This window comes from Fructobacillus parabroussonetiae, from assembly GCF_018437265.1.
Classification (GTDB): domain Bacteria; phylum Bacillota; class Bacilli; order Lactobacillales; family Lactobacillaceae; genus Fructobacillus; species Fructobacillus parabroussonetiae.
Window position 1 is genome coordinate 49,663 of sequence record NZ_JAAMFL010000002.1, and the last position, 24,787, is coordinate 74,449.

Annotated in this window: 24 protein-coding genes, 1 tRNA gene and 1 riboswitch; of the genes, 17 read left to right on the top strand and 8 right to left on the bottom strand. The window is 47.0% G+C overall.

Annotation, left to right across the window (positions count from 1 at the left end):
- Positions 1–42 precede the first annotated feature (42 nt).
- From G6R30_RS01370 to G6R30_RS01390, 5 genes are all read left to right on the top strand, one after another.
- Positions 43–1,023 (top strand): ribose-phosphate diphosphokinase, encoded by a 981-nt coding sequence (locus G6R30_RS01370; RefSeq protein WP_213820727.1) that lies wholly within the window; start codon positions 43–45, stop codon positions 1,021–1,023.
- Positions 1,024–1,194: 171 nt separating this feature from the next.
- Positions 1,195–1,905, top strand: coding sequence for a response regulator YycF (yycF, locus tag G6R30_RS01375; RefSeq protein WP_213820729.1), 711 nt, complete (start codon positions 1,195–1,197; stop codon positions 1,903–1,905).
- Between the two features lie 40 nt (positions 1,906–1,945).
- Complete coding sequence (locus G6R30_RS01380) at positions 1,946–3,787, top strand: ATP-binding protein (protein WP_213820731.1); 1,842 nt, start codon at positions 1,946–1,948, stop codon at positions 3,785–3,787.
- Between the two features lie 64 nt (positions 3,788–3,851).
- Positions 3,852–4,988, top strand: a complete 1,137-nt coding sequence (locus G6R30_RS01385) for a S1C family serine protease (RefSeq protein ID WP_213820733.1) — start codon at positions 3,852–3,854, stop codon at positions 4,986–4,988.
- A gap of 147 nt (positions 4,989–5,135) precedes the next feature.
- On the top strand, positions 5,136–5,777 hold the full coding sequence (locus tag G6R30_RS01390) for a deoxynucleoside kinase (RefSeq protein ID WP_213820735.1): 642 nt from the start codon (positions 5,136–5,138) through the stop codon (positions 5,775–5,777).
- Positions 5,778–5,836: 59 nt separating this feature from the next.
- On the opposite strand, the gene G6R30_RS01395 is transcribed toward G6R30_RS01390, so the two are convergent.
- Complete coding sequence (locus G6R30_RS01395) at positions 5,837–6,793, bottom strand: nucleoside hydrolase (RefSeq protein ID WP_213820737.1); 957 nt, start codon at positions 6,791–6,793, stop codon at positions 5,837–5,839.
- An 89-nt stretch (positions 6,794–6,882) separates the two neighbouring features.
- Here G6R30_RS01395 and G6R30_RS01400 point away from each other — a divergent pair, with 89 nt between their 5' ends.
- Both G6R30_RS01400 and G6R30_RS01405 read left to right on the top strand, forming a co-directional pair.
- Positions 6,883–7,899: an NAD(P)/FAD-dependent oxidoreductase gene (locus G6R30_RS01400; protein WP_213820739.1), complete on the top strand. Its 1,017-nt coding sequence runs from the start codon at positions 6,883–6,885 to the stop codon at positions 7,897–7,899.
- Positions 7,900–8,076: 177 nt separating this feature from the next.
- The gene (locus G6R30_RS01405) at positions 8,077–9,480 is read left to right on the top strand and encodes a C40 family peptidase (protein ID WP_213820741.1); all 1,404 of its coding nucleotides are present in this window, start codon (positions 8,077–8,079) and stop codon (positions 9,478–9,480) included.
- A gap of 282 nt (positions 9,481–9,762) precedes the next feature.
- Here G6R30_RS01405 and G6R30_RS01410 read toward each other — a convergent pair.
- Together G6R30_RS01410 and G6R30_RS01415 are read right to left on the bottom strand one after the other, a co-directional pair.
- Positions 9,763–9,835, bottom strand: a tRNA-Lys gene (locus tag G6R30_RS01410).
- 79 nt (positions 9,836–9,914) lie between these two features.
- Positions 9,915–10,247, bottom strand: coding sequence for a lactoylglutathione lyase (locus G6R30_RS01415; RefSeq protein ID WP_213820743.1), 333 nt, complete (start codon positions 10,245–10,247; stop codon positions 9,915–9,917).
- 90 nt (positions 10,248–10,337) lie between these two features.
- Between G6R30_RS01415 and G6R30_RS01420 the strand changes: the two genes are divergently transcribed.
- The 8 genes from G6R30_RS01420 (at position 10,338) to G6R30_RS01455 (ending at position 19,586) form a co-directional block, all read left to right on the top strand.
- The gene (locus G6R30_RS01420) at positions 10,338–11,897 is read left to right on the top strand and encodes an ABC-F family ATP-binding cassette domain-containing protein (RefSeq protein ID WP_213820745.1); all 1,560 of its coding nucleotides are present in this window, start codon (positions 10,338–10,340) and stop codon (positions 11,895–11,897) included.
- Between the two features lie 247 nt (positions 11,898–12,144).
- The gene (locus tag G6R30_RS01425) at positions 12,145–13,785 is read left to right on the top strand and encodes a peptide ABC transporter substrate-binding protein (protein ID WP_213820747.1); all 1,641 of its coding nucleotides are present in this window, start codon (positions 12,145–12,147) and stop codon (positions 13,783–13,785) included.
- A 60-nt stretch (positions 13,786–13,845) separates the two neighbouring features.
- Positions 13,846–14,763 (top strand): ABC transporter permease, encoded by a 918-nt coding sequence (locus G6R30_RS01430; RefSeq protein ID WP_213820749.1) that lies wholly within the window; start codon positions 13,846–13,848, stop codon positions 14,761–14,763.
- Between the two features lie 10 nt (positions 14,764–14,773).
- Positions 14,774–15,796, top strand: coding sequence for an ABC transporter permease (locus tag G6R30_RS01435; protein WP_213820751.1), 1,023 nt, complete (start codon positions 14,774–14,776; stop codon positions 15,794–15,796).
- Between the two features lie 9 nt (positions 15,797–15,805).
- A complete protein-coding gene (locus G6R30_RS01440) occupies positions 15,806–16,855 on the top strand; it encodes an ABC transporter ATP-binding protein (RefSeq protein ID WP_213820753.1) in 1,050 nt (349 codons plus the stop codon).
- Between the two features lie 3 nt (positions 16,856–16,858).
- A complete protein-coding gene (locus tag G6R30_RS01445) occupies positions 16,859–17,794 on the top strand; it encodes an ABC transporter ATP-binding protein (protein ID WP_213820755.1) in 936 nt (311 codons plus the stop codon).
- A gap of 96 nt (positions 17,795–17,890) precedes the next feature.
- On the top strand, positions 17,891–19,402 hold the full coding sequence (locus tag G6R30_RS01450) for a peptide chain release factor 3 (RefSeq protein WP_213820757.1): 1,512 nt from the start codon (positions 17,891–17,893) through the stop codon (positions 19,400–19,402).
- 25 nt (positions 19,403–19,427) lie between these two features.
- Complete coding sequence (locus G6R30_RS01455) at positions 19,428–19,586, top strand: hypothetical protein (RefSeq protein WP_213820759.1); 159 nt, start codon at positions 19,428–19,430, stop codon at positions 19,584–19,586.
- A gap of 71 nt (positions 19,587–19,657) precedes the next feature.
- Here the strand turns inward: G6R30_RS01455 and G6R30_RS01460 are convergent, their stop codons facing one another.
- Both G6R30_RS01460 and G6R30_RS01465 read right to left on the bottom strand, forming a co-directional pair.
- On the bottom strand, positions 19,658–19,840 hold the full coding sequence (locus G6R30_RS01460; RefSeq protein WP_213820761.1) for a hypothetical protein: 183 nt from the start codon (positions 19,838–19,840) through the stop codon (positions 19,658–19,660).
- Positions 19,841–19,865: 25 nt separating this feature from the next.
- On the bottom strand, positions 19,866–20,051 hold the full coding sequence (locus G6R30_RS01465) for a hypothetical protein (RefSeq protein ID WP_213820763.1): 186 nt from the start codon (positions 20,049–20,051) through the stop codon (positions 19,866–19,868).
- 151 nt (positions 20,052–20,202) lie between these two features.
- Positions 20,203–20,298: riboswitch (THF riboswitch) on the top strand.
- A 33-nt stretch (positions 20,299–20,331) separates the two neighbouring features.
- On the opposite strand from G6R30_RS01465, the gene G6R30_RS01470 reads away from it, so the two are divergent.
- Positions 20,332–20,910 (top strand): folate family ECF transporter S component, encoded by a 579-nt coding sequence (locus G6R30_RS01470; RefSeq protein ID WP_213820765.1) that lies wholly within the window; start codon positions 20,332–20,334, stop codon positions 20,908–20,910.
- A gap of 47 nt (positions 20,911–20,957) precedes the next feature.
- Here G6R30_RS01470 and G6R30_RS01475 read toward each other — a convergent pair whose 3' ends face one another.
- From G6R30_RS01475 to G6R30_RS06290, 3 genes are read right to left on the bottom strand one after another with little or no spacing between them, the layout of a single operon-like run.
- Positions 20,958–21,662, bottom strand: a complete 705-nt coding sequence (locus G6R30_RS01475; protein WP_213820767.1) for a YczE/YyaS/YitT family protein — start codon at positions 21,660–21,662, stop codon at positions 20,958–20,960.
- 60 nt (positions 21,663–21,722) lie between these two features.
- Positions 21,723–23,171: a 23S rRNA (uracil(1939)-C(5))-methyltransferase RlmD gene (gene rlmD, locus G6R30_RS01480; protein ID WP_213820768.1), complete on the bottom strand. Its 1,449-nt coding sequence runs from the start codon at positions 23,169–23,171 to the stop codon at positions 21,723–21,725.
- A gap of 8 nt (positions 23,172–23,179) precedes the next feature.
- Positions 23,180–24,358 (bottom strand): DUF998 domain-containing protein, encoded by a 1,179-nt coding sequence (locus tag G6R30_RS06290; RefSeq protein WP_213820771.1) that lies wholly within the window; start codon positions 24,356–24,358, stop codon positions 23,180–23,182.
- Positions 24,359–24,548: 190 nt separating this feature from the next.
- Between G6R30_RS06290 and G6R30_RS01490 the strand changes: the two genes are divergently transcribed.
- On the top strand, positions 24,549–24,785 hold the full coding sequence (locus G6R30_RS01490; RefSeq protein ID WP_213820773.1) for a transcriptional regulator: 237 nt from the start codon (positions 24,549–24,551) through the stop codon (positions 24,783–24,785).
- The last annotated feature ends 2 nt before the right edge of the window (positions 24,786–24,787 follow it).

Consider the following 24,787-nt stretch of genomic DNA (forward strand, 5'->3'; position numbering starts at 1 on the left):
AGAGTGGTAATCTTGCAAATGATGCTTGGAGTAAATGAATCTATGTCACAGTCAAATATTAAGCTCTTTTCGCTCTCATCCAACCACCCCTTAGCTGAAAAAGTTGCTGCTGAAGTCGGCGTGCCGCTTTCTGATATTTCAGTAAAGCGCTTTGCTGATGGTGAAGTGCAGATCAACATTGAAGAATCTGTTCGTGGTGCGAATGTCTTTGTTATCCAATCAACGTCACAACCTGTTAATGATAACTTGATGGAATTGTTGATTATGATTGACGCCTTGAAGCGTGCTTCGGCCGAACAAATCAATGTGGTTTTGCCATATTATGGTTATGCTCGCCAGGACCGTAAGGCACGTTCTCGCGAACCAATTACGGCAAAGCTTGTGGCAAACATGATTGAACGAGCAGGTGCTACTCGAGTGATGGCACTCGACCTCCACGCTGCACAAATCCAAGGGTTCTTCGATTTGCCAATGGATCACTTGCAGGGCGCACCACTTTTGGCCGATTACCTGATTGAAACAGGCATCGCCGACAAGGAAAACGCTGTTGTCGTTTCACCCGACCATGGTGGGATGACGCGTGCGCGCAATTTGAATAACATGCTTGGACTTGAAGCACCGGTTGCCGTGATCGATAAGCGCCGGCCCAAGCCAAACGTAGCCGAAGTTGGCTCGATTGTTGGTGACGTTGCTGGTAAGACGGCCATTATGGTTGATGACATGATTGATACAGCTGGAACCATTACCCAGGGCGCACAGCTTGTGCTCGAACATGGTGCCAAGGAAGTTTATGTGGCTGCTTCGCACGCCGTCTTCTCAGGTCCAGCTTTGGAACGTTTGCAAAACTCCGTTTTCACAAAAGTTATCGTGACGGATTCAATCAATTTGCCTGACTCAAAGAAGTTTGACAAGTTGGAAATAGTTTCCGTTGGCGAACTGATTGGAGAGGCCATCCGTCGAGTTTCAATGAATGAGGCGATTAGTCCATTGTTCAAGCACCGTTTCCGTCGTCGCAATCAATAAATTTAAAAAAGAACTGTCTTTTGAAATGAAAAGCAAAGGACAGGCTTACGAAAAATGTCATTTTTAAGATGGCATTTTTTTGTGAAGTTTTTCAGTAAATAAAGCAACCTTAGTCGCTAGTATGTTAGAATAACTCATGTATATTAATTTTTTTATATGGAGATGGGGTTTATGTATAAAATCTTAGTCGTCGATGACGAAAAACCAATTTCAGATATCATTAAATTCAACTTGGTTAAGGAAGGCTACGAAGTTGTAACAGCGAGTGATGGCCAGGAAGCTTTGGATATGTATCGTTCCGAAAACCCCGACCTGGTACTGCTCGATCAAATGTTGCCTGAAATTGAAGGAATCGAAGTGCTCCGTCAAATCCGTGCCAAGGATAAGACGCCGGTCATTATGGTGACGGCTAAGGATTCCGAAATTGATAAGGTCATTGGACTTGAAATGGGTGCGGATGACTATATCACAAAACCATTCTCCAATCGCGAGATGGTTGCCCGTGTAAAGGCAAACTTGCGTAACCGCCACACTTCTGGTCAAAATGATGATAGTTCACTGAACCAAGATGATATTCAACTTGGTAACTTGGTCATTCACACCAAGACTTACATGGTGACTAAGGACGGTGTTGATGTCGAATTGACACACCGTGAATTCGAATTGTTGGCCTATATGGCCCAACACATTGGCCAGGTGATGAACCGTGAAAACCTACTCCGTCAGGTTTGGGGATATGATTACTTCGGCGACGTTCGTGCTGTTGATGTAACGGTTCGACGTTTGCGTGAAAAGATTGAAGATGTGCCATCACATCCCGTTTGGTTGGGAACTCGCCGTGGTGTGGGTTACTTCCTTTCATCAGGTAAACAAGGTCAATAATTACAATTGAGGAGGACAAGGCAAAAGCCAGTCTGCGAATATGAATTTTTTTGCTAAAACTTTACAATCGATTCGCTTCCGACTGTCGCTCGTCTTTGTTCTCTTTTTTGTTGTCTTATTTGAGTCGGTTGGGATTTTCTTCGTTCACCAAATTGAGTCTTCCGATCTGGTAACTTCAGCTGACCGTCTGACAATGCCAACCTATATTCAAGGTAAAATTGTCCGTGGTTTGACGAATCCGACCGATTCGTCGGCAAAAAATGCCATGGATACTTCGGTGCGCGAATTTGACGATAAGATGATTGATAATGTTGTCGTCTTTGATATGAAGGGCAACATCGTTAGTGATCAAAACGGGTTGACGAAAACGAGTAATCGAAGTCGCCATCTGGATACGAATACACAATTAGCGTTGAAGAGTAGCTCAGCTTATCGGCGTGTTCGGACAAACGACGGCTCCAATGGTCAAGAAGTGATTGTGACGACACCTTTGAAGAACGGTAAACAAACTGTGGGTGCCGTCGTGGTCTACGGAAGCCTTCATGAGATTTATACGAATGCTCGGCGGGTGATGTGGCTCTTTATCTTAGCTGGTATTCTAACCGTCTTGGCTGCCATTTATCTTGGTTTCATTCTGTCGCGAACCGTGACGAAGCCAATTGAGCAAATCGCCAAACAGACGGCCAGAATCACGGCTGGTGACTATGCCATGGTGAACAAAATCGCAGGTTCAAATGAAATCGCGACTTTGGCACAATCCGTCAATGTCATGTCGCAAAAGATTGCCTCATCAACGGAAATGATTTCTAATGAAAAGAATCGTTTGTATTCGGTTTTGCATCACATGACGGATGGCGTTTTGTTGACGGATGCGAGAGGTCGATTAACCATCATTAACCAGGCTGCTTCGGACTATCTAAAAGTCAATGAGTACGAAGCCCTTGGGCAACCAGTCTTTGATGTCTTGGACATGCCGGAATACCAAAACATTCGTGATCTAATCAAGTCGAAGGAACCGTTTACCATGGATCTAGGGGAACGGATTATTGAAGTCCGTATTTCCATGATTAAAGACCCTTCTGGGATGATTAACGCCTTAATTTTGATTTTGCACGATGTTACCCTGCAATTGAAGACCGAAGCAGATCGGAAGAATTTCGTTTCGAATGTTTCTCACGAGCTTCGGACTCCCCTGACTTCTGTCACTTCATATGTCGAAGCCTTGGCTGACGGGGCAAAGGATAATCCAGAAACCTTGGACGCCTTTTTGTCGGTAATTCAAAACGAAACCGATCGCATGACGCGGATGGTCAGCGACCTTCTTGAGTTATCGCGTATTGATCAAGGCACGATGGAACTCAAAACGGAATTGGTGAACCTGCATGCCATGGTGAACTTCGTTTTGAACCGTTTTGACATGATTTTGAAAACAGATAACACTAAGCAAACAAAGCATCCCTTACACATTGTGCGTCACATTCTTGACGAAGAGCTTTGGGCCGATGTTGATCACGATAAGATTATGCAAGTGCTGGATAATCTATTAAACAATGCCTTTAAGTACTCACCCGATGGTGGAACAATCACGGTCGGCCTTGATAAAGTCGGTGATAAGGCCCGTGTTAGTGTCTCGGATCAGGGACTTGGTATTCCGCTTGAGGATCAAAAGCAAGTCTTTAATCGTTTCTTCCGTGTTGATAAGTCCCGTTCTCGGGCCATGGGCGGCACTGGTCTAGGCCTTGCAATTTCCAAGGAAGTGATTGAGACACTTGGTGGTAAAATATGGGTAGAATCGAAGGAGGGCGTCGGTTCGACTTTCTACTTTGAATTAGATAACGTGGATGACGACCTGCTCTCAGAAGATACTCAGTGGGACGAATAAGAATAGTATTAATTTTTGATTAATGCGAATCGGCTAAGCTTAATAGAGCAAAAAACTGGAGTGCATGATGGAAAGTAAGCTCACAAAATTAATTTTGGCTGGTGCCTTTGCCGGTCTGATCGGTGGTTCAGCTGTTTTGGCTGGTCAGGAAATCTACCAAAACTATCAGGTAACCCATTCAAAAGTATTGACGGAAGCCAACACAACCAAACAATTGACGTCATCGGATACGGCATCAACGGCCTATTCAAAAGTTGCCAACGCGGTTGTCTCGGTCGTGAACTTTAAAAAGTCCGGCTCCAACTACGAAGAATCCTCCGAAGGATCGGGTGTTGTTTATAAGAAGGCCGATGGTTCGGCTTTTATTGTGACGAACAACCACGTGATTGACGGCGCGGCGAAGATTCAGATTATCACGAATGACAACCGAACGATCGTCGCTGATTTGGTTGGTAAGGATTCGCTAACGGATTTGGCAGTATTAAAAGTCACTGATGGGGATGACCTGTCAGCTGCCTCTTTTGGCGATTCTGAAAAGATTGCGGTTGGACAAAAGGTACTCGCTATCGGATCACCATTAGGATCGGAATATGCTTCTTCTGTAACAGAAGGAATTATTTCCGCCACGAAGCGCCTGGTGAACTCGGATGATACCTCCAACACGAATTACGGTGGTTCAACAGTCATCCAAACGGATGCGGCCATTAATCCAGGTAACTCGGGTGGACCATTGATTAACTTTGCGGGGCAGATTGTTGGCATTAACTCAATGAAGTTGTCGTCATCATCTTCTGGAACCGCAGTTGAGGGGATTGGCTTTGCCATTCCGTCGGATCAGGTTGTTGACATCGTCAATAAGCTGGTAAAGTTTGGTAAAGTCACCCGTCCAGCGCTTGGTATTTCGATGATTAACCTGTCCCAGGTACCAGCCGATGAACAGAAGTCTACTTTGAAACTGCCAACGGAAGTCTCAGGTGGGGTCGTTGTCTATAAGGTGAACGCTAGCTCACCAGCCGCAAAGGCCGGCTTGAAGAAATACGATCTGATTGTGGCCATCGACGGTAAGAGCGTTTCAACGCAGGCTGACTTGCGTGAAAAGCTCTATAAGTATAAGGTTGGCGATAAGATCAAGTTAACCTACTACCGTGGTAGTGAGAAGAAGACCGTAACGGTGAAGTTGAACCAGACTTTGCAATCGTAAAGAAACGGTAATATCAAATGAAAACATCCTCAGCATGCTGCTGGGGCTGTTTTTAATTTGGTTCGCCCAGACTTTTCAAAAGTCAAGACTACTGGTTATGAATGAATTTTGCTATACTAAAAAAAGCGAAAGTTTAGGAGAAAAATCATGATTGTAATGGCAGGAACAATTGGCGCAGGCAAGACGTCCTTGACGGACCTTTTGGCTGATCACTTGGGGGCGAAGGCCTTCTATGAAAGTGTTGATAACAACCCAATTCTGCCACTTTTTTACAAGGACCCAAAGAAGTATGCCTTTCTTCTTCAGGTTTACTTTTTAAATAGTCGTTTGGACCAAATCATGGCGGCTCAAAAAGAAGAACAATCGATCATTGATCGTTCAATCTTTGAAGACGCCCTCCTTTTTAAGTTAAATGCTGATTTGGGCCGGGCCACGCATACCGAAGTGGCCATCTATAAGGACTTGGTCGATAACGTCTTAGAAGAAGTGGACGAAGAAAATCAGCTGAAGACACCGGACCTATTAATCCATGTCCGTGTCTCACTCGAGACCATGTTGAAGCGCATTGCAAAGCGTGGCCGTCCTTACGAACAGGTTGAACAAGACCCTGATCTATACCAGTACTACAAGGATTTGAACGAACGCTATGAGGAGTGGATTGGACAGTACGACCGCTCACCAAAGCTCATTATTAACGGGGACGAATTGAACTTTGTCGAAGACGCTGCCGCCCGTGAGCAGGTCTTGAAGATGATTGATGAAAAGCTGGCTGAAGTGAAAGCGAGCTAATAAAAAATGCTTAACATCTGTCAAAACAGATTGTTAAACATTTTTCTTTGAAGAGTGAATTAAGCTAGAACAGCTAACATCATCCTTTGGAAGTCATGGACGAAGCGGTCTTGGTCAACAAGAATCGCGGCCTTTGACGTTGTTTCATCCAGTAATTTCTCTGTATCACCGATGGTCCGGCCGTAATCACCGGTCACCTTGTCTGTTGTGACCTTCATGTTGAGAGGCAGGGTGTCAATATAATCGGGTTGCACAGCCACAGCAACAGCAAGCGGATCGTGCAAAGCGGCGCCACGTTTGTCAATGTCGAGGTTATAGTAGGCATCGATGTAATAATCCATGATGTCGGCGTATAGTTGCCCCTTTTGGTTACCAAGAGCACGCCATTCGGCCGTTTCCTTCTTCGTCAAGAGCGTTCGAAGGGTGACGTCCAAACCGACCATTGTTAGTTTTTCTTGTTGCTGGAAAACGGTGTTGGCTGCTTCCGGGTCTTGATTAATGTTGGCTTCTGTAAAAGGGGTCACGTTACCAGGAACCGTCAAGGCACCACCCATTAAGGTTGTCTGGCCAATCAAATGGGCGATGGCCGGATCCTTTTCAAGGGCCAGGGCCAAGTTGGTTAGAGGACCAGTTGGCAAGTAAATGAGTTCGTCTTGATATTGATGGGCCGCTTCGATCAAAAAGTCGATGCCGGATTGCGCGTCAACCTGTCGTGATGATTTGGGAACAGCTACGTCACCGACCCCGTTTTTGCCGTGAATCGTTTTTGAGACGGGCATGACGGAAAAGTCGTCAGTAGTTGTCGAGTGACGAGCACCATAGAAGACGGGAACGTCAGAAGCGCCTAAAAGGTCCAATAGATCGAGCGAGTTTTGCGCAGTGACGTCTGTCAGATTATTGCCATATGAAGCGATAATCCCGATTAGGTCAATGTCTTGGTGGCCAACTGCATAGGCCAGGGCCAAGGCATCATCGATTCCGGTATCGAGATCTAAAATCATTTTATAACGTGGCATTGAAAGTCTCCTTTGTTTCGGTACAATAAGTATAGCAAAAAAAGCGAGCGAAAAGAGCGCCTTTTTAAGAAAGTTTTGGTAAAATCCGAATGAACGATACAAACTACGAAGAAATGTACGATATTATTATCGTTGGTGCTGGGCCAGTCGGCCTTTTTGCCGGTTATTACGCCTCATTACGCGATGTTAAGGTCTTGATTGTCGAAGCGCAAGAGACATTGGGGGGGCAAGTGACGACGCTTTACCCGGATAAAAAAATCTGGGATGTTGCTGGCTTAGCCGGTGTCAGTGGTCGCCAGCTGATTGATGGTCTGGTCAAGCAGGTGCAACGCTTTAAGGTCCCTGTTTTGACGAATACGCGTGTAACGGATTTGGTAAAAAAAGACGATATCTTTACCTTGGCGTTGAACGACGGGACAGAGCACTTGCAGGCCAAAAGCGTGATTTTGGCAACGGGGAAGGGGGCCTTTGAACCAAGGCGCCTCCAAGTTGCTAACGAGAAAGCCTTGCAGTCAAAAGGGCTGGCATACATGGCGACTGATCTGTCGGTTTATGCCGGCAAGCGGGTGGCCGTTTTGGGCGGCGGCGATTCGGCTGTTGATTTAGCCAATGAACTGGCCTCCTATGCAGAAACGACCTATCTAATACACCGACGTGAAGCTTTTCGCGCAATGGAACAGTCGGTAAAAGAACTCGAGGCATCGTCTGTTATTAAAGAAACGCCTTACAAAGTCCAAGCGGTTGACGAAAACGCGGGAAAAGGTCTAACAGTCAAGCTAGTCGATCCAAAAAACGAGGCGCTTTCAAAGGACTTGGTGGTTGACGAACTGATTGTGCAATACGGCTTTAAAACGGCGGGGCAGGCCGAGCGGCATTGGACGATTGCCCTTGATTGGGATAAGGCGGGTCTTCAGGTTAAAGACCAAGTCAAAACAAAGCAGGCCGGCCTTTTTGCAATCGGTGATCTCAGCTCCTATGCTGATCATGTTGATTTGATCGCGACTGGTTTTGGGCAAGCCCCAGCAGCGGTTAATGCGGCCATTGCCTTGATTGCACCAGAAAAGGGTGGCCCCGGTCACTCCTCTTCATTACCAATTGATGATTAACTGTTAACAGCCGAAAGGGCTGTTTTTTTATTGTATTGTAAATCGCCCTAATCTGGACCTTTTGATTTTTCAAAGATGCTTAAGCAAAGGTTAAGCTTGCTTAATTAAGCGCTCCCTCTGTTCTTTCTCTGCTAATCTATAGTGGAGAAGCGCTAGATTGAAATGGAGGTTATTGTTATGGAAAATAACAAAATGAAGCAACTCAGCAAGCGCCTGATGGTCACTGCCGGAGCCACAACTTTGGCAGCCACAGGCGCTGTCCTGGGGGCAAACGTTATTGGAAACGCGCAAACGGTTTCCGCAAATGATGTTTCTGGTCAAGCGACGCAAAGTGATCAGCAAAATCATTGGTCAGCTAATTCGACTGATCATGTTCGGGCGGCCGTTAAGAGCCAAGGGGCTAAGAATTTATCCGATTACCAAGTCCAATGGGGTGATACATTGTCTGCCATTGCGGCAGCTTTTGGTACCTCAACGGATGATGCAGCCAACCAGCTTGGTTTGACTGATCACGGACTCTTGGTTGCTGGACAAAAGATGGCACAGCAAGCACCAATTATCCAAGGGTTGAAGGATGCTGGTTACTTGCAAGATGGTCAGCAAACCACGCAGGCAGATCTTGGTAATGGCGATCAAAACTTGATTGTCCTTCAGCAGGGAACACCAACGTTGGACAATGGTCAAAATGACCAGTCGACTGAACAGTCGGCGACAGTCAACAATCAGGCAGGTTCGCAATCTGGTTCAGAGGCGGCTTACCAACAAGCCTCACAGGCTGCAGCTGATAGTCAGGCCGCTTCGCAAGCAAGTTCGCAAGCTGCCTCACAGGCTGCTTCAAAGCAACAAGCCCAGTCACAGTCACAAGTGAACCAAGGACAGAGTCAAACGGCACAATCAAGTACCGCTGCTTCAACAAATGATGCAGCGACTGCTACCAACGCGGGACAAAGTGGAACGGATAACGAAGAAGGTCTGTCAACACGAATGGGGGATGACGATCAGTCAGCCAACGATTCGGTTGATACGCAAGGTTCTGTAACGCCAACCGCCTATGTTCCTGCCGCAAGCAACAATGCGAACACGAATAGCCAAAGCACGGATGCAGCGGCAACGCAAACGAACCGTGTTGATTCAAACGCTGTGATTAACTGGTTCTACAACCACATGGGTCAATTGACTTATGATATGGCTGGTTCACGTAACGGGGCGGATGGTACGGCCGATTGTTCTGGTTCAATGGTGGAAGCCATGTATGAGGCGGGTGCTTCAAAACCAGCTTACTTGTACAACACGGATTCCATGCACAGTTACTTGCAGGCGAACGGCTATCATTTGATTTCGACCAATACGCCTTGGAATGCTGAACGTGGTGACATTGTCATTTGGGGACAGCAAGGAGCCTCTGGTGGGTCAGCCGGTCACGTGCAAATTATGACGGATGCAAACAACGCCATTTCCGTTAACTATGCCCATGGTGATCAGGCTGGTGCCGCAGTTTCCGTATGGAATTACGATAACGCCTATTATTACAACCAAAAAGCAAATGGTGGAAGCTTGGCTTATTACGTCTACCGACAGTAAGAGCCCATTTCATCTAAAAGCAGTTCGAAGCAGTTGTACTTCGACTGCTTTTTTTATGTGCTTGAAAAAGTCGCTGTTGATGCAGATGTTAATTATCTTTCCTATGCATTGATGGCCTTTTTTCCGGATGATAATGGCTGCGGTTAATGACTCGAGTGTCACAGCGTTTAATCGATTTATTAAAATGAGTGCTGTTTACTTTATCCCGCAGCTACCAGTTCTTTTCTATAGAAAAAACGCGTAAAAAAAGATCCGCACTTCGGTGCGGATCTTTTTATTTGATGGTCAGTCAGGGGCTCGAACCCTGGACCCACGGATTAAGAGTCCGTTGCTCTACCAACTGAGCTAACTGACCAGTTTGTTTTAAACAACAGATATTATTGTAGCATGGGACCCTTGCCCAGGCAAGGTTTTTAGAGAAAAAACTCGAAAAATTAATCCAAATTTCCTTCAATGACCACGAGGTTTCCCTCAGAATCCTGAACGGTCAAGGCCACCTTGTGACCAAAGCGTTCCTCACGATTTAAAATGGGAACAAAGTTATTCCTGAAATGCTGCTGAAGGGTGCTTTCGTGGTCGCGAACCAGGAGCTCAAAGTCGTTTTCAGCCGGTCCATCAATAAAAAAAAGTTCCTGATGGTCAACCGCTAAACGACGTTCGCTTTGCAGGCCGACTTGTGGCAGGTCAAAGACGTCGCGCCAGAAGCGGTAAGCGCGGTTTTTATCGCTGGCGGGGATGGTTTTGTGGTTTAGTTTACGGACTTTCATCAGTCACTCCTTCTTTATCTGTTTAATAGTATAGGCCATGCGACCCGGCTTTGCTATGGAAATGGGCAGAAATGTGCTAGAATTAGGCTTATGGCATTATTAGAAGTAAGTGGGCTGTCAATGGCCTACGCAGAAAAAACCTTATACGAAAACGCAAGCTTGGAACTGCAGGCTGGTGAGCACATGGGCATTGTTGGTCAAAACGGGGCCGGCAAATCAACCTTGATCCGAATTTTAACGGGGCAAGTGCTCCCACTGTCTGGAAAAATCGAGTGGGCCAAGAACTTAAAGATCGGGTACTTAGACCAGTATGCCGAGATTCCGGCGGGGATGACCCTGGTGGACTTTTTGCACACCGCTTATCAGGATCTCTATGATAAGCAGGACAAGATGACGGCGCTCTACGAGAAGTACGCGGCTACTGCTGATGACAAGCTGCTGGAAAAGGCGGGCCGTTTCCAAGAAGAATTGGACGCCGCTGGCTTTTATGACGTGGACACCGAAATCGAGCGCGTGATTTCGGGACTGGGTCTCGAAGCAATCGGTCGTGACCGTGAATTAGAGCATATGTCTGGTGGTCAACGTGCCAAAGTCATCCTGGCGAAATTGTTGCTTGAAAACGATGACGTAATTATTTTGGATGAGCCAACCAACTACTTGGATGTTTCCCACATCGAATGGTTGGAAGGATTCTTGCAGAACTTCGAAGGCGCGGCGATGATTATTTCCCACGACTTTGACTTTTTGGACCAAGTAACCAACGCCATTGCCGACGTGTCCTTTGGAAAGATTACGAAATACCGTGGTTCCTTCCAAAAGGCCATGCGCCAAAAAGAGGAACGGGCGGATCAGCAGATTCGTGAGTATGAAAAGCAGCAGGAAGAAATCGCCAAAGCTGAAAAGTTTATTGCGAAAAACAAGGCCCGTGCGTCAACCTCTAAGCAGGCTCGTTCCCGTGAAAAGATGCTGGCTCGAATGGACAAGGTCGAGCCACCACAAGAAAACTTGAGGGCCAAGTTCGACTTTCCATATGTGAATACACAGTCAGCTGCCGCTTTGACGGTTACCAATTTGTCCGTCGGATATGACCAGCCAATTTTGGAACCGGTTTCCTTCTCGATTACGACCGAAAAGAAATTGGTCTTTGCCGGCTTTAACGGTGCTGGTAAGTCAACTTTGATCAAATCAATCCTGGGTGACATTCCAAAACTTGGTGGTACCGTTGAATTTTCACCTTCGGCCAAAGTCAATTATTTTGACCAGGATTTGGACTGGGATGATGATCAGCAAACGCCATTGCAGGCGATGCAAGATCTTTTCCCAACGATCATGCCAAAGGAACTACGCCAACGATTAGCTGGTGCAGGGATTAACGCTGAAAATGCGCAAAAACCGCTCTTCCAGCTTTCTGGAGGGGAACAGACCAAGGTTAAGTTGGCGATAATGGAGATGAAACCATCGAACTTCTTGATTCTCGATGAGCCGACAAACCATTTGGATGAAGAAACAAAGAACGCTTTGTACAAAGCCATCAAGGCCTTTCCTGGAAACGCCATCATCGTTTCCCACGAAACAGCCTTTACAAAAGACCTGGCCGATCAAACGTTGAACGTGGCCGCATTGTCTTATAAAGAAGATCCTGAAGCATAGCGCAAGAAATTGTCAAAAGAGAAAGTCTCACTTAGCAAAAGTGAGACTTTTTTTGTTTTCTTAAAATTATTTTTTCTTTAAAAACAAATGAAAAGAATGAGCAAAAACTCATTAACACCAGGGCATAAAAGCTAATATAACAATAATGTTACAGTTTTTATTAGTTATTTATTAGAAAATTATTTGAAAGTTAAAAAATTATCTGATACTATTAATTCAACATTAAAAGCGCCGGGAGGTCTAGAAAATGAAAAGATGGCAGAAGTGGACAGCAGCCGTTGTTGTTGTCGCTGCTGTGGCGGGTGGAACCAAAGCAGCCGGCTGGTGGGGGAAAAACCCTAGCTCCGATAAGAATACCTTGAACTATGCGATGCCAACGGATATCCAGACTTTGGATGTCTCAAAGGCAACGGATCAGTACTCAAACTTGATTTTGGGTAACACGGAATCGAACTTGTTGCGTGTGAACGCAAAGGGTGATGCTGCACCGGATTTGGCTAAGTCCTATCAGGTCTCAGAAGATGGCTTAACTTACACCATTCAATTGCGTTCTGGTTTGAAGTGGTCGGATGGTTCAAAGTTGACGGCGCAAGATGTTGTCTACTCATGGCAGCGAATGGTTAACCCTAAGACTGGTTCACAATACGCTTCATTGGCCTCCGGTGTGTTGAATGCTGATGATATTATGGCGGGTAAGAAGGATGTTTCTGAATTGGGCGTTTCGGCTTCTGGTAACACGGTTACCTTCAAGTTGGATCACGCAATGCCACAGTTCAAGTACCTCTTAGCTTTTGCAAACTTCGCACCGCAAAAGCAATCCTTTGTTGATAAGGAAGGCGACAAGTACGGTACGACTGCTGACAAGCAAGTTTACTCAGGTGCTTACAAGTTTGAAGGTTGGAACGGAACCAACGGTAAGTTCAAGATGGTTAAAAACGATAACTATTGGAACGCTAAGGACGTGAAGACGAAGACGGTTACTTGGCAGGTCGTGAAGAACCCCGATACGGCTTTGAAGCTTTACAAGCAAGGCAAGATCGATAGTGTCTCCATTTCAAACTCACCTGAAATGTACTCAGCTAACAAGAATAACAAGGATGTGAAGTCCACGGCGGTTGCTGCCTCAACTTATCTTGAATACAACCAAGCAACCAACGCCTTCTTGAAGAACCAAAAGATTCGTCAGGCTTTGAACTACGCGACAAACCGGACGGAATTGGCTTCACAAGCAACAGGTGGTTCTCGTGATGCCGCCCAATCACTTGTATCAAAGGGATTGACGAAGACAACCACTGGTCAAGATCTGTCAGCTTACGTCAAGCCAGGTTACACTTACGACAAGAAGAAGGCGCAAGAACTCTTCAAGGAAGGTTTGGCTGAGGTAAACCAAGGCAAGATGAAGATTACGCTTGAAACCGATGCGGAAAGCCCAATTGCTAAGAACACGGTTGATTACATCAAGCAGGCTTGGGAATCAACCTTTGGTTCAGACATTGAGGTAACGGAAAAGGTTGTGCCATTCAAGCAACGCTTGAAGGATTCACAAGCTGGTAACTTCGATGTTGTGGCAACCAACTGGAACGGGGATTACCAAGACGGTTCAACCTTCTACGACCTCTTTGCAAGCCAGGATGCCGGTTATAACAGTGGTAAGTTTAGCAACCAAGCTTACTTCGCTGCTGTCAAGAAGGCTGACACGACGGATGCAAACAACGCTTCGGCTCGTCAAGATGACTTTAAGGATGCTGAAAAGGCCTTGATGGATGATGCCAACATTAACCCACTTTACTCATGGAAGAACAGTTCACTTGTTCGTTCAAACGTAACGGGTGTTGTGCAAAACCCAGTTGGCTTAACACTTGATTTGACTTACGCACACCGTAAGTAAGAAAGAAGAGAGTCGGCGAAAGCCGACTTTCGTACATATTTGAACTAAAGGAGAGACCTTATGGCCCGCTATATATTGAAACGTGTATTGATCCTGGTTATCACTCTATGGATCGTGGTCACGGCCACCTTCTTCCTGATGCAGATCCTGCCAGGAACGCCATATAATAACCCAAAGTTGACGGCCTCGGCCATCGAACAACTGAACGCCACCTATGGATTGGATAAGCCAGTTCTTGTTCAGTACTGGGATTACCTGATTAATCTCTTGCACGGTGACATGGGGACCTCCTTCCAGTACCAGAACCAATCGGTTTCGATGCTGATTGGCCAGCGTTTGCCAATCTCGGCTCAACTGGGTGTACAGGCCTTGATTGTTGGTGTTTTGTTTGGCCTCTGGTTTGGCGCAATTTCGGCGCGACACCAAAACCAAAAGTTGGATGGCTTCTTGGGGGTTGTTTCAACTCTTGGAATTTCAACACCTTCCTTCATTTTGGCGATTGTCTTGCTCTTCGTCTTCGGTTACCAATTAAACTGGCTGCCGGTTTCTGGCTGGGGCGATTCATTCTCCCAGACAATTTTGCCAACGATTGCGCTGGCCGTTGGGCCCGCTGCCATCACAACCCGTTTTGTTCGATCCGAAATGATTGATGTCTTGCATTCGGACTACATTCAGTTGGCCCGTGCAAAGGGAATTGGTGAAGCCCAAGTGATTCAAAAGCACGCCTACCGGAACTCGATGATTCCAATTTTGACCTTGATTGGGCCGATGACGGCCAACTTGCTGACGGGTTCAACCCTGGTGGAAAACATCTTTTCCATTCCCGGAATTGGGCAGCAGTTTGTGTCATCAATTCCGACAAAGGATTATCCCGTCATCATGGGAACAACGATTATCTATGCATTGATGTTGATGGTGATGATTTTGATTACCGACATCTTGACGGCCATTGTGGATCCACGTGTCCGTTTGAATTAGGAGGAAAGTCATGGAAGCAAGTCAAGAATTTGCCTTGGTGGGGATTAAAAACGAAGCCGCCACGGAAAAAATTAACAAGCCCACACTGACTTTCTGGCAGTCGGTTTGGCACCGTTTGAAGAAGAATAAGTTGGCCGTGGTCTCTCTTTATTTCTTAGTTGCGGTGGCAGTCTTTGCCATCGGATCAACAGCCGTTGTTTCGCAAAGTGATGCGAACCAATTTAATACCAATGCGGGTGCCAAGTATAAGAGTCTGCCCCCTAAGTCCGGCCTACCTATTCCATACTGGGATGGGACCGGAACGGTGCTTGGCTCGGCTGATAAAGTCGACGTTTACGAGAAAAACGGCGTGACGCAAAACTTCCTTCTTGGAACGGATAATTTGGGCCGTTCACTTGGAAAGCGTGTCACGGTTGGTCTGCGTATTTCGCTCTTCGTTGCCTTGGCCGCAACGGCCATTGACTTGGTCTTTGGTGTTTCCTACGGATTGATTTCCGGTTGGTTCGGTGGTTGGGTTGACACCCTCATGCAGCGTATCATCGAAGTGATTTCGGCCATCCCAACTTTGGTTGTCGTGACTCTCCTGGCCATGCTTTTCGGTTCCGGAATTGGGTCCATCATCCTGGCCATCGCCCTGACAAACTGGGTGGCCATGGCCCGGCAGGTGCGAAACCAAACCTTAACCTTGAAGGAGCGTGACTTTGTTCTGGCTGCCAAGACACTTGGCGGTTCCGGACCAAAGATCGCAATTAAACACCTGGTGCCAAACATGGCCGGTACAATTATCGTGCAAGTGATGATGACGATTCCATCAGCCATCATGTTCGAAGCCGTTTTGTCAGCTATTAACCTGGGTGTGAAGGCGCCAACGGCTTCCCTTGGAACGCTGATTGCCGACGCACAGCAAATGTTGCAATACTACCCTTATCAAATTCTCATTCCAGCTACCATCTTGGTTCTGGTTTCCCTGGCCTTCATCCTCTTAGGGGATGGTTTGCGGGACGCCTTTGATCCAAAGATGTTAGACGAATAGGAGGCTTTTATGCCAGCTCCCGTTTTACAAGTTAAAAATCTATCGGTTTCCTTTCAAACCTACGCCGGTGTTGTCAAAGCCATTCGCGGGGTCGACTTTGACCTGAAGAAAGGTGAAACCTTGGCCATTGTCGGGGAATCAGGTTCTGGAAAGTCCGTTACGACAAAGACCTTGCTTGGTTTAAACGCCCAAAACGCGACAGTTTCAGAAGAAAGTCAGATTTTGCTCGGTGAGGAAAACTTGGCCGGTTATGAAGAAAGTGACTGGGACCAGGTACGTGGTGCCAAGATTGCCATGGTTTTCCAGGATCCAATGACCTCATTGGACCCAACCATGACGATTGGCAAGCAAATTGCAGAACCCATGGAAAAGCACTTGGGTATGTCAGCCAAGGAAGCTTTTGCAGCGGCCCTGGCTTTGATGAAAGACGTTGGGATTCCCGATGCTGACAAGCACATTAATGATTACCCCCACCAGTGGTCTGGTGGAATGCGCCAGCGTGCCGTTATCGCTATTGCCTTGGCGGCCGAACCGGACGTGCTGATTGCCGATGAACCAACGACGGCTTTGGATGTGACCATCCAAGCCCAAATCATTAACGTGATTAAGGCCCAGCAGAAGAAGCGGGACATGTCGGTTATCTTCATCACCCACGACTTGGGTGTTGTGGCCGACGTGGCCGACCGCGTGGCTGTTATGTACGCTGGTAAGATTGTTGAAAAGGGAACAGTCAACGAGATTTTCTACAATCCAAAGCATCCCTATACTTGGGGACTTCTCTCATCAATGCCAACGACGTCAACGGCCCTTGGTTCGCTTCATGCAATCCCAGGAACGCCACCGGATTTGTTATATCCGCCAAAGGGGGATGCCTTTGCCAACCGTAATGCCTACGCGCTAGACATTGATCATGAGAAACAACCACCGTTCTTTAAGGTTTCCGATACGCACGAAGCCGCTACTTGGTTGCTTGATGAACGGGCCCCAAAGGTGGAGCCACCGGTTGAAATTCAAAAACGCCAAGCCTTTTGGCAGGAAAACTTTGTAAAGGAGGGGTAAGCCATGCAGAATCCCGATGCAAAAAAACAAGTGGCGATTCAGAACTTGACCTTGACTTTTAACAAGGGAAAGAAAAACGAAAACAAGGCCTTGGACAACGTTTCCTTCGACATTTACGAGGGGGAAACCTTCGGCCTTGTTGGGGAATCTGGTTCGGGAAAGACGACTTTGGGTCGTTCCGTCTTGAAGCTGTACGAACCAGAGTCCGGTTCCATCACCTTTGATGGTCAAGATATCACGAAGATGAAGCGCAAGGAGCTAGGCGATTTTCGTCGTCAGGCCCAGATGATCTTTCAGGATCCGCAGGCTTCTTTGAACGGGCGCTTGACGGTTTCAAACATTTTGGGCGAAGGCCTTGATGAAGCCGGTTATCCAAAGGATAAGGAAAAGCGTCGGAAGAAAGTCTTGGAACTCCTCCACATGGTTGGCTTGAACGAGGACCATGCTTCTCGTTACCCGCACGAATTTTCCGGTGGGCAGAAGCAACGAATTGGGATTGCCCGCGCTTTGGCTGTGAAGCCAAAGTTCATCATTGCCGATGAGCCAATTTCGGCCCTTGATGTGTCCGTTCAGGCCCAGGTGGTCAACCTCCTGGCCCAATTGCAAAAGGACCACGGGTTGACTTATCTGTTCATCGCCCACGATTTAGCCATGGTCAAGTACTTGTCCGATCGAATCGGTGTTTTGCACTGGGGAAAGTTGGTCGAGTTAGGAACGGCCGAACAGGTCTATAACCACGCCCTGCACCCTTATACCAAGTCCTTGCTTTCAGCCGTTCCTGAACCAGATCCTGTTAAGGAAAAGGCCCACCGCGTTGAAACATACGATCCATCCTTTGAAAAGGATGGGCAGGAACGTGAAATGCTGGAAGTGGAACCGGGTCACTTTGTTTTGGCAACGCCAGAAGAAGTGGTCAAGTACAAGGACGCCCAACAGTAGAATGACTAGAGAAGGTATTCTTTAAACGAGTAAAAGCAGTTAAGGCAGACATTGCATCTAGCCCTAACTGCTTTTTTCCGGTAGAATAAAGACATTATGACAGACTTTAAAGAAGCATTGAAAACAAGGCGAACATTCGCCATTATTTCCCACCCCGATGCGGGTAAAACAACACTGACTGAGCAACTCCTGCTCCACGGTGGTGTCATTCGTGAAGCGGGTACGGTCAAGGGACGTGGTGCGAAGAAGATGGCCTCTTCCGATTGGATGGCCATTGAACAGCAGCGTGGTATCTCGGTTACCTCTTCCGTTTTGCAGTTTGACTATGATGGCAAGCGAATTAACATCTTGGATACCCCAGGTCACGAAGATTTCTCGGAAGATACTTACCGAACCTTGATGGCCGTTGACTCGGTTGTCATGGTTGTCGATGCCGCAAAGGGAATTGAGCCACAGACTAAGAAGCTCTTTGAAATTGTCTCAAAGCGTGGTATTCCTGTCTTTACCTTCTTTAACAAAATCGATCGTGATGCCCGGGCACCCTTGGACTTGGTCGATGAATTGGAGTCAACGCTTGGCATTCAAGCCTTTCCAATGAACTGGCCAATTGGTTCAGGACAAATTCTGCAGGGGATTTACGACCTTCGTCAAAAGGAACTGATTCCCTTCAAAAACGCTTCGGACCATCCCGAAGTGATGGAAGAAGGAATGGATGAGGTCGAACTGCTGGAAGATGCGGGAAACGACTTTGACAAAGAGGCCGTGGCCCATGGAAAGTTGACGCCGGTCTTCTTCGGCTCGGCCTTGGCCAACTTTGGGGTGACGGAGTTCTTGGAACAGTACTTGCAGTACGCACCGGAACCAGTTGCCGTTGAAACGGTCGATGACCAAGTCATGGAACCGACAAACGATCAGTTTTCCGCCTTTATCTTCAAAATTCAGGCCAACATGGACCCTCGCCACCGCGACCGAATCGCCTTTGCACGAATTGTCTCCGGTGAATTCAAGAAGGGGATGGACGTGACTTTGTCACGGACCGATAAGAAGCTGCGTTTGGCCAACGTCACGCAGTTTATGGCGGAAGAACGTGAAAACGTTCAAGATGCCGTTCCGGGTGACATCATTGGTATCTACGATACGGGAAACTTCCAGATTGGCGACACCATCTATTCTGGTAAGAAGAAGGTGACCTACCCAGATTTGCCAACCTTCACCCCGGAATTTTTTAACAAAGTCATCGCTAAGGATGTGATGAAACAAAAGTCCTACCACAAGGGGATTACCCAGTTGGTTCAGGAAGGAACAATTCAGCTTTATAAGTCTTGGAATTCCAACGAATACATTCTTGGTGCCGTTGGTCAACTGCAGTTTGAAGTGTTCAAGTTCCGAATGGAAAACGAATACAACGTGGCCATCCAATTCGAGCCAATTGGTTCCAAAGTCGCCCGCTGGGTCGACCCTGACCAGGTCAACGAAAAAATGGCCTCGTCACGAAACCTCTTGGTTAAGGATCGCTACGACCGGCCCGTCTTTCTCTTTGAAAACCAGTTCGCCATGAATTGGTTCAAAGACAAGTATCCAAACGTGGATTTGGAAGCAAAGATGTAAGCAAAACGTGAAAGGAGTTCGGTTGATGTTAACTTACTTAGTGACCGGTTCCATTTCTGGGATTGGCTTTACCAACAAGCTGAATGCAGCCATAGAGGATTTGCAGAACCAGGATCATGAAATCATCAATATTAAATATGCCCAGTCGATTCGTCGTGTTTCGGCATTGATTCTATATAAATGATGTAAAAGAAACCCCCGTGATTTGATGAACAAATCGCGGGGTTTTTAATTTCGACAAAAAATGGTGATGGCCTACTTATTTTTCTTATTGGAACGAACAGCGACTAATACAAAGATGGCGCAAAGCAATAGAATCAGGTTGAGAATGATACTCGTCATGCCGTTTTTGCCAAGGGGGCTAAAAAGGATGAGCGACTCAAGGATGACCATGGCGATTAGAAAGTAAACGATGTGTTGGTTGATGAATTCTTTCATGGCAACATCTCCTTTAAAGAATGATTCACTTTTTGCTCTTGTGTTCTGCAGACACAATCAGCACAAGAAGAACGGCGTAAGCGGCCGTGAACAAACTAACAGCAAGGCTAACGGTTGTATTTTGGACCAAGGGTGTGTATTCATTTAGTGCGGCAAGAATAATGACGACGCTTAAAAACCAGTAGAGGTGCTGGTCAATGAACCTTTTCATGTTGAAATCTCCTTTATGGGGGGTGAACGTGAAGTCAATTAATTTATTATAACATAGGCTCTCGGTGACTGAATTGCTGTGACTTTGGCATGGGAAAATGCAAAACCTGCTATAATAGGAAGCGGCGTTCTGCAAAAAAACGCCAACAATTTATGGGGTAGAAACCCGTGCGTTAAGTGCGCTGGAAACGGAATGTGGGCCAGCGACGAAACAGTTAATGTGCGGTACGGGTTTCGCATTCACCAACTAGGTGGACGCTCCTTTGAGGAGGTTCAATCATATGAACAAGACACGCACGCGTTTTTCGAGGTGGGCTTTGCCCATCTTGTCGGTCCAGCAGCTCGTCCTACTTGCTGCTTTAATTGCCCTCTCCTTTGTTTTGGGACGGGTGTCAATTACGACACAAATTCTTCGTATCTCTTTCGTTTTTCTTGCCTCATCTTTGATGGGGAAGTGGTTTGGGCCAATCTGGTCCATGCTTGTCATGGTCCTTTTGGACTTTGTTAAAACGAATTTCTTTGGTGGTGGGAACTGGTCGCCCTTTATGGCAATTGGCGTTGCCATTGCCGGCCTGATTTATGGGGCCTTTTTCTATCGGGAGAATAAGGAACAGAAGTTATCTTGGTGGACCATTGCCTTGGCCGTGCTGGCCATCACGGTCATCGTTAATCTGCTGATTAACACCGCTTCGATCATGCTTTTGTATTCAAGTAAGCATTCTTGGGCGGTTTTTAACGGGATGCTTGCGCCCCGTTTGCTAAAGTCTGTAATTTTTTACCCGATTCAGCTGTTATTAACTTATTGGGTCTTGAATAATCGAGTTGTTTTGGATCTTTCAAAACGTTTTTTCAATCAATGAATCAATAAAAAAAGCCGTTCTTTCCCTTGGAAAGAGCGGCTTTTTGCTTAGCTTTGTTTTGGAATGTCCTTGTGGGACTTGTCCATGTTTCCGTGTACAAGGGACGGAAAGATATAACGGTCGGACCAGGCGATGATCGATCCTTGGCAGAAAAAGGCAAAAGCCGTTCCGACATTCAAGGCGACCACCGTTCCGGATAAGAGCCAGCAAACCAATGAAATCATGACGCCGACCACGAAGTTGGACATTTGCGCCTTTGGAGCTGATCCGTGGAAGTATGAAAAGCGGAGAATGTTCGTCAGGTCATCAATGGGATGGAGGATGACATTGACCCGCTGGTAAATCGAAATCCCAACTCCAATGGTGCTTAGGCCAAGAACATCGATGATGACTTTGGCCCAGATGGGGTAATCAATGAAATGAAAAACCATGAAGAGGGATGTGAAAACGCCGGCCAAGAGGGAAAAAAGAACACCGAAGAGAATATTACCAAAGAAACGGCGCCAATCGAGTTTGTGGGCGAAGAAAATATTGGCTGTCGCGACTAAGACTGTGGTTAAGCCCAAAAAGAGGGCGATGGGCAAACCGGTTAGATGGGCCAAATTGGCCGCTCCGGCCGTCCAAGGTGCTGAGCCAAGGTTGGTTGAAACGGAAAGCCCGTTTCCCAAGGCATCGAGCGTTAGTGACAAAATAAAGTAAAAGAGAAATTGCTTGAAGGAAAGTTCGAAATATTGTCCATCGCTGTGGTGCATGAGCGAGTGCCTCCTAATAGATTGATTGGCCAATGCGAGGCGTCGGACGCCCCTTGATGATTACTTGAGTGAAAGTTTCACAACCCCTTCCCAGCGTGGGGTTTGGGGGAACATGTCAATTGGTTGGATGTAGTCAACGTGGTATGCGGCGTCAAGGTCGCGCAAATCCCGTGCCAAAGTCGAGGGGTTACATGAAATGTAAACAAACTTCTTTGGACGGGCCTTCAAAATGGCTTGCTTCAAGTCATCTTCAAGACCGGGACGTGGTGGATCGACCACCAGTGCCGTGGGGTGGAAGCCATCCTTGGCCCATTTTTTGAAGACGCGGTCAGCAGAGCCAACCTCGTAATGGGCGTTTTGGATATCGTTTTCCTCCGCGTTCTTCCGGGCGTCGTCAACGGCTTCGGGGATGATTTCCATTCCCCGTACTTCGGCGACTTTGTAGGCCATGGAAAGTCCTAAGGTACCCACCCCCGCGTAGGCATCGACCAGGCGATCGGATGACTGGAGGTCCAAGGCGGCCAATGCCACCTCGTAGGTCTTTTCCATTTGTTCGTAGTTCAATTGGAGAAAGGCCCTTGGGGAAAAGTTGAAAGTTAGGCCAAGGATATCCTCTTGTAGGTAGTCATTTCCCCAGAGCTTCCAAGTCTCGTCTCCCCAAATCAGAGAGGTCGAACCATCGTTTCGGTTCTGAAAAAGGCCTTGGACCTCTGGCAAAGTCTTTTGAACATCTTGGATGATCAAGTCGGCATCTGGTAGTTTGTCTTCGGTCGTGACAATGGTTGCTTGGGCGAAACCAGCCTGATTCGTTCGAACGATTAAGGTTTTTACCAGGCCCTTTTTGCTTTTTTCGTTATAAAAGGAAAGCGAATGCCGATCTAAAATCTGGCCGAGTTGGCGAATGATTCGAAGCGTTCGTGGATCCTGTGTCGCCATTTCTGGCAGATCCACGAGATCGTGGGTGCCTCGCTTATAAAGGCCAATCGTTAACTGGCCCTTTAACTTTCGAATTGGTAAGGAGGCCTTGTTTCGATAGTGAGCGGGTGTGGCCATGCCAAGGGTGTCCAACACCTTGATTTGCTCGTAATGGTTCGGTTTAAACTTCTCGAGTGCTTGGCCAATCAGATCTTTCTTGAAGGCTAATTGTGCCGGATAAGCCAGGTGGGCGAGTTCGAAACCACCGACTAAATCAGCGGCGGGATCTTCTGCTGTCACGCGATCAGGGGAAGGTTCACGAACGGTGACGGTTTTGGCTTCCAGATACTTATCCGTCACCTTCGTCACTTTGGCGGTGACCACTTCGCCGGGAAGTGCACCCGGAATGAAGGTGATTTTACGCTTGAAGTAGCCAATTCCTTCGCCGTTGATGCCCAAACGCTTAATGGTCAGTGGAAATTTTTGGCCGACTTTGACCGAAACGTCTGAAAAAGTCGGGCGCTGACCATGCCCTTGCTTTTGTCGGGTTGCTGGCCGTTTTTTGTAGGGATGATTTTTCTGATAATCTGACATAAGCTCTCCTAGTTAAGCGCCTTTAGCTGAATGGCGTAAGTGTTGTCTTTTAGTTCGTATAGTTCGTGGATGTTTTGCATCAGCAAGAGTAGCCAGGAAATCCCCATGGTCAACACAAAGATTTCAAAGGCGGTTAACGAGAAGTAGCCAACCCAGTAAAACAAGAGTGATGAAAGCAGCATGCCAGCGGCAGTACCGAGGGAAAAGAGGTTAAATTCCTTGCTGGCGTTTGGTAGCAAGAAGTGAATACTGATCATTGGCAAGCCGGTGCCAAGAATTAAGAAGTTAGCGGCGGTGTCGTGGGCAATGTGAAGCAGGCCTGGATCATTTGGTAAGGCCCCGATGGCAAAGAGGCAAAGGGCATCAAAGGTCAAAAAGGTACGCAGCAGGATGAGCCGCCAATTCTTTTTCAAGCGACTTTGGATTGGGACAAAGAGGTAGTCGATAAGGGTGGCCCACAGTAAGCCGGCAATCATCAAGGTGGCGTTAAAGGTCCAGGAAAAGTCCGCCTTGGCGGTTCCTAAAAAGGAAAAGTTGTGCTGCCACCAGAGAAGACGGGAGTTGGTGACCATGGCAACTAAGACGCCGCAAACGATGGTAATGATCAGCAAGAACATCATAAAGGTCGTTGATACTAGGGTGGCCGAGTAAATCATGACGTAGTTAACCACCGAGATAAAGAGGAAGAAAATTAAGGTGGCGGTTAAAGAATCGAAGGAAGCAGACTGGAAGAGGTAGCCAATTGCCCAAAACAAGGCAACGGTGACAAAAGCCTGAATCAAAGCAAAGGAAAAGATAAGGGTTGGCGCCAGCCGAATCGCAATCTTGCGCTTTTGAGCCGTTTGCTCTGCGCGAATCTTTTGGATGTGGGTATAGATAAAGGTCGCCATACCCGTTAATTCGCCAAGAAAAATAACCCAAGTGGCGATGGAATCCGAACCGGTTAGGGGAACGAGGGATTCTTTTTGCCAGATGGTGTAAAAGGCGAAAACGACGGTCGCTAGAATCGAAGGTATGATGAAACGCCGAATCGACAGCTGTTGGTTTTGGTTTTCCTGTGCCTTCTTACTTGGCAGGACTTTGAACGCCTGGTTGCTGACCTGAATATCAATTTGGTCCCCATCTTCTAGGTGGAGTTCCTGAACCACTCGTTCAGGGAGTTCGATTTCAAAACGTTTTTTTGACACGTGGCTACCTCTTTAATAGGAAAAAAGTGAAACGTTAACTGGACCAAGGCCCGTTAACATCAATATACCTAGTTTAAAGGATAGTGAAAAAAATAGATATAGCACACTTGTGTTATGTCACAGATGTGATATACTAAAAGTCGAGGAGGTTACAGAATGGTTAAGAATGTGACGGAAGAGGAGGACGCAAATGGTCCGATTCAATATTAAACGCTATTTGGATGATAAGTCCCTAACGATTTATCGTGTATCCAAAAATTCTGGTTACGGCTATACAACCATTCACCGGTCCTTTAACAAGGCGCAGTCCCAAGCAACGTCGATGAATATTCGCGACTTGGACGCCCTTGCCAAAGCACAGCACATTGCCATGTGGCAGGTGCTTCGTGAATTGGAAGAAGGTTATCGCCAGGCACAAGATGGCTAACC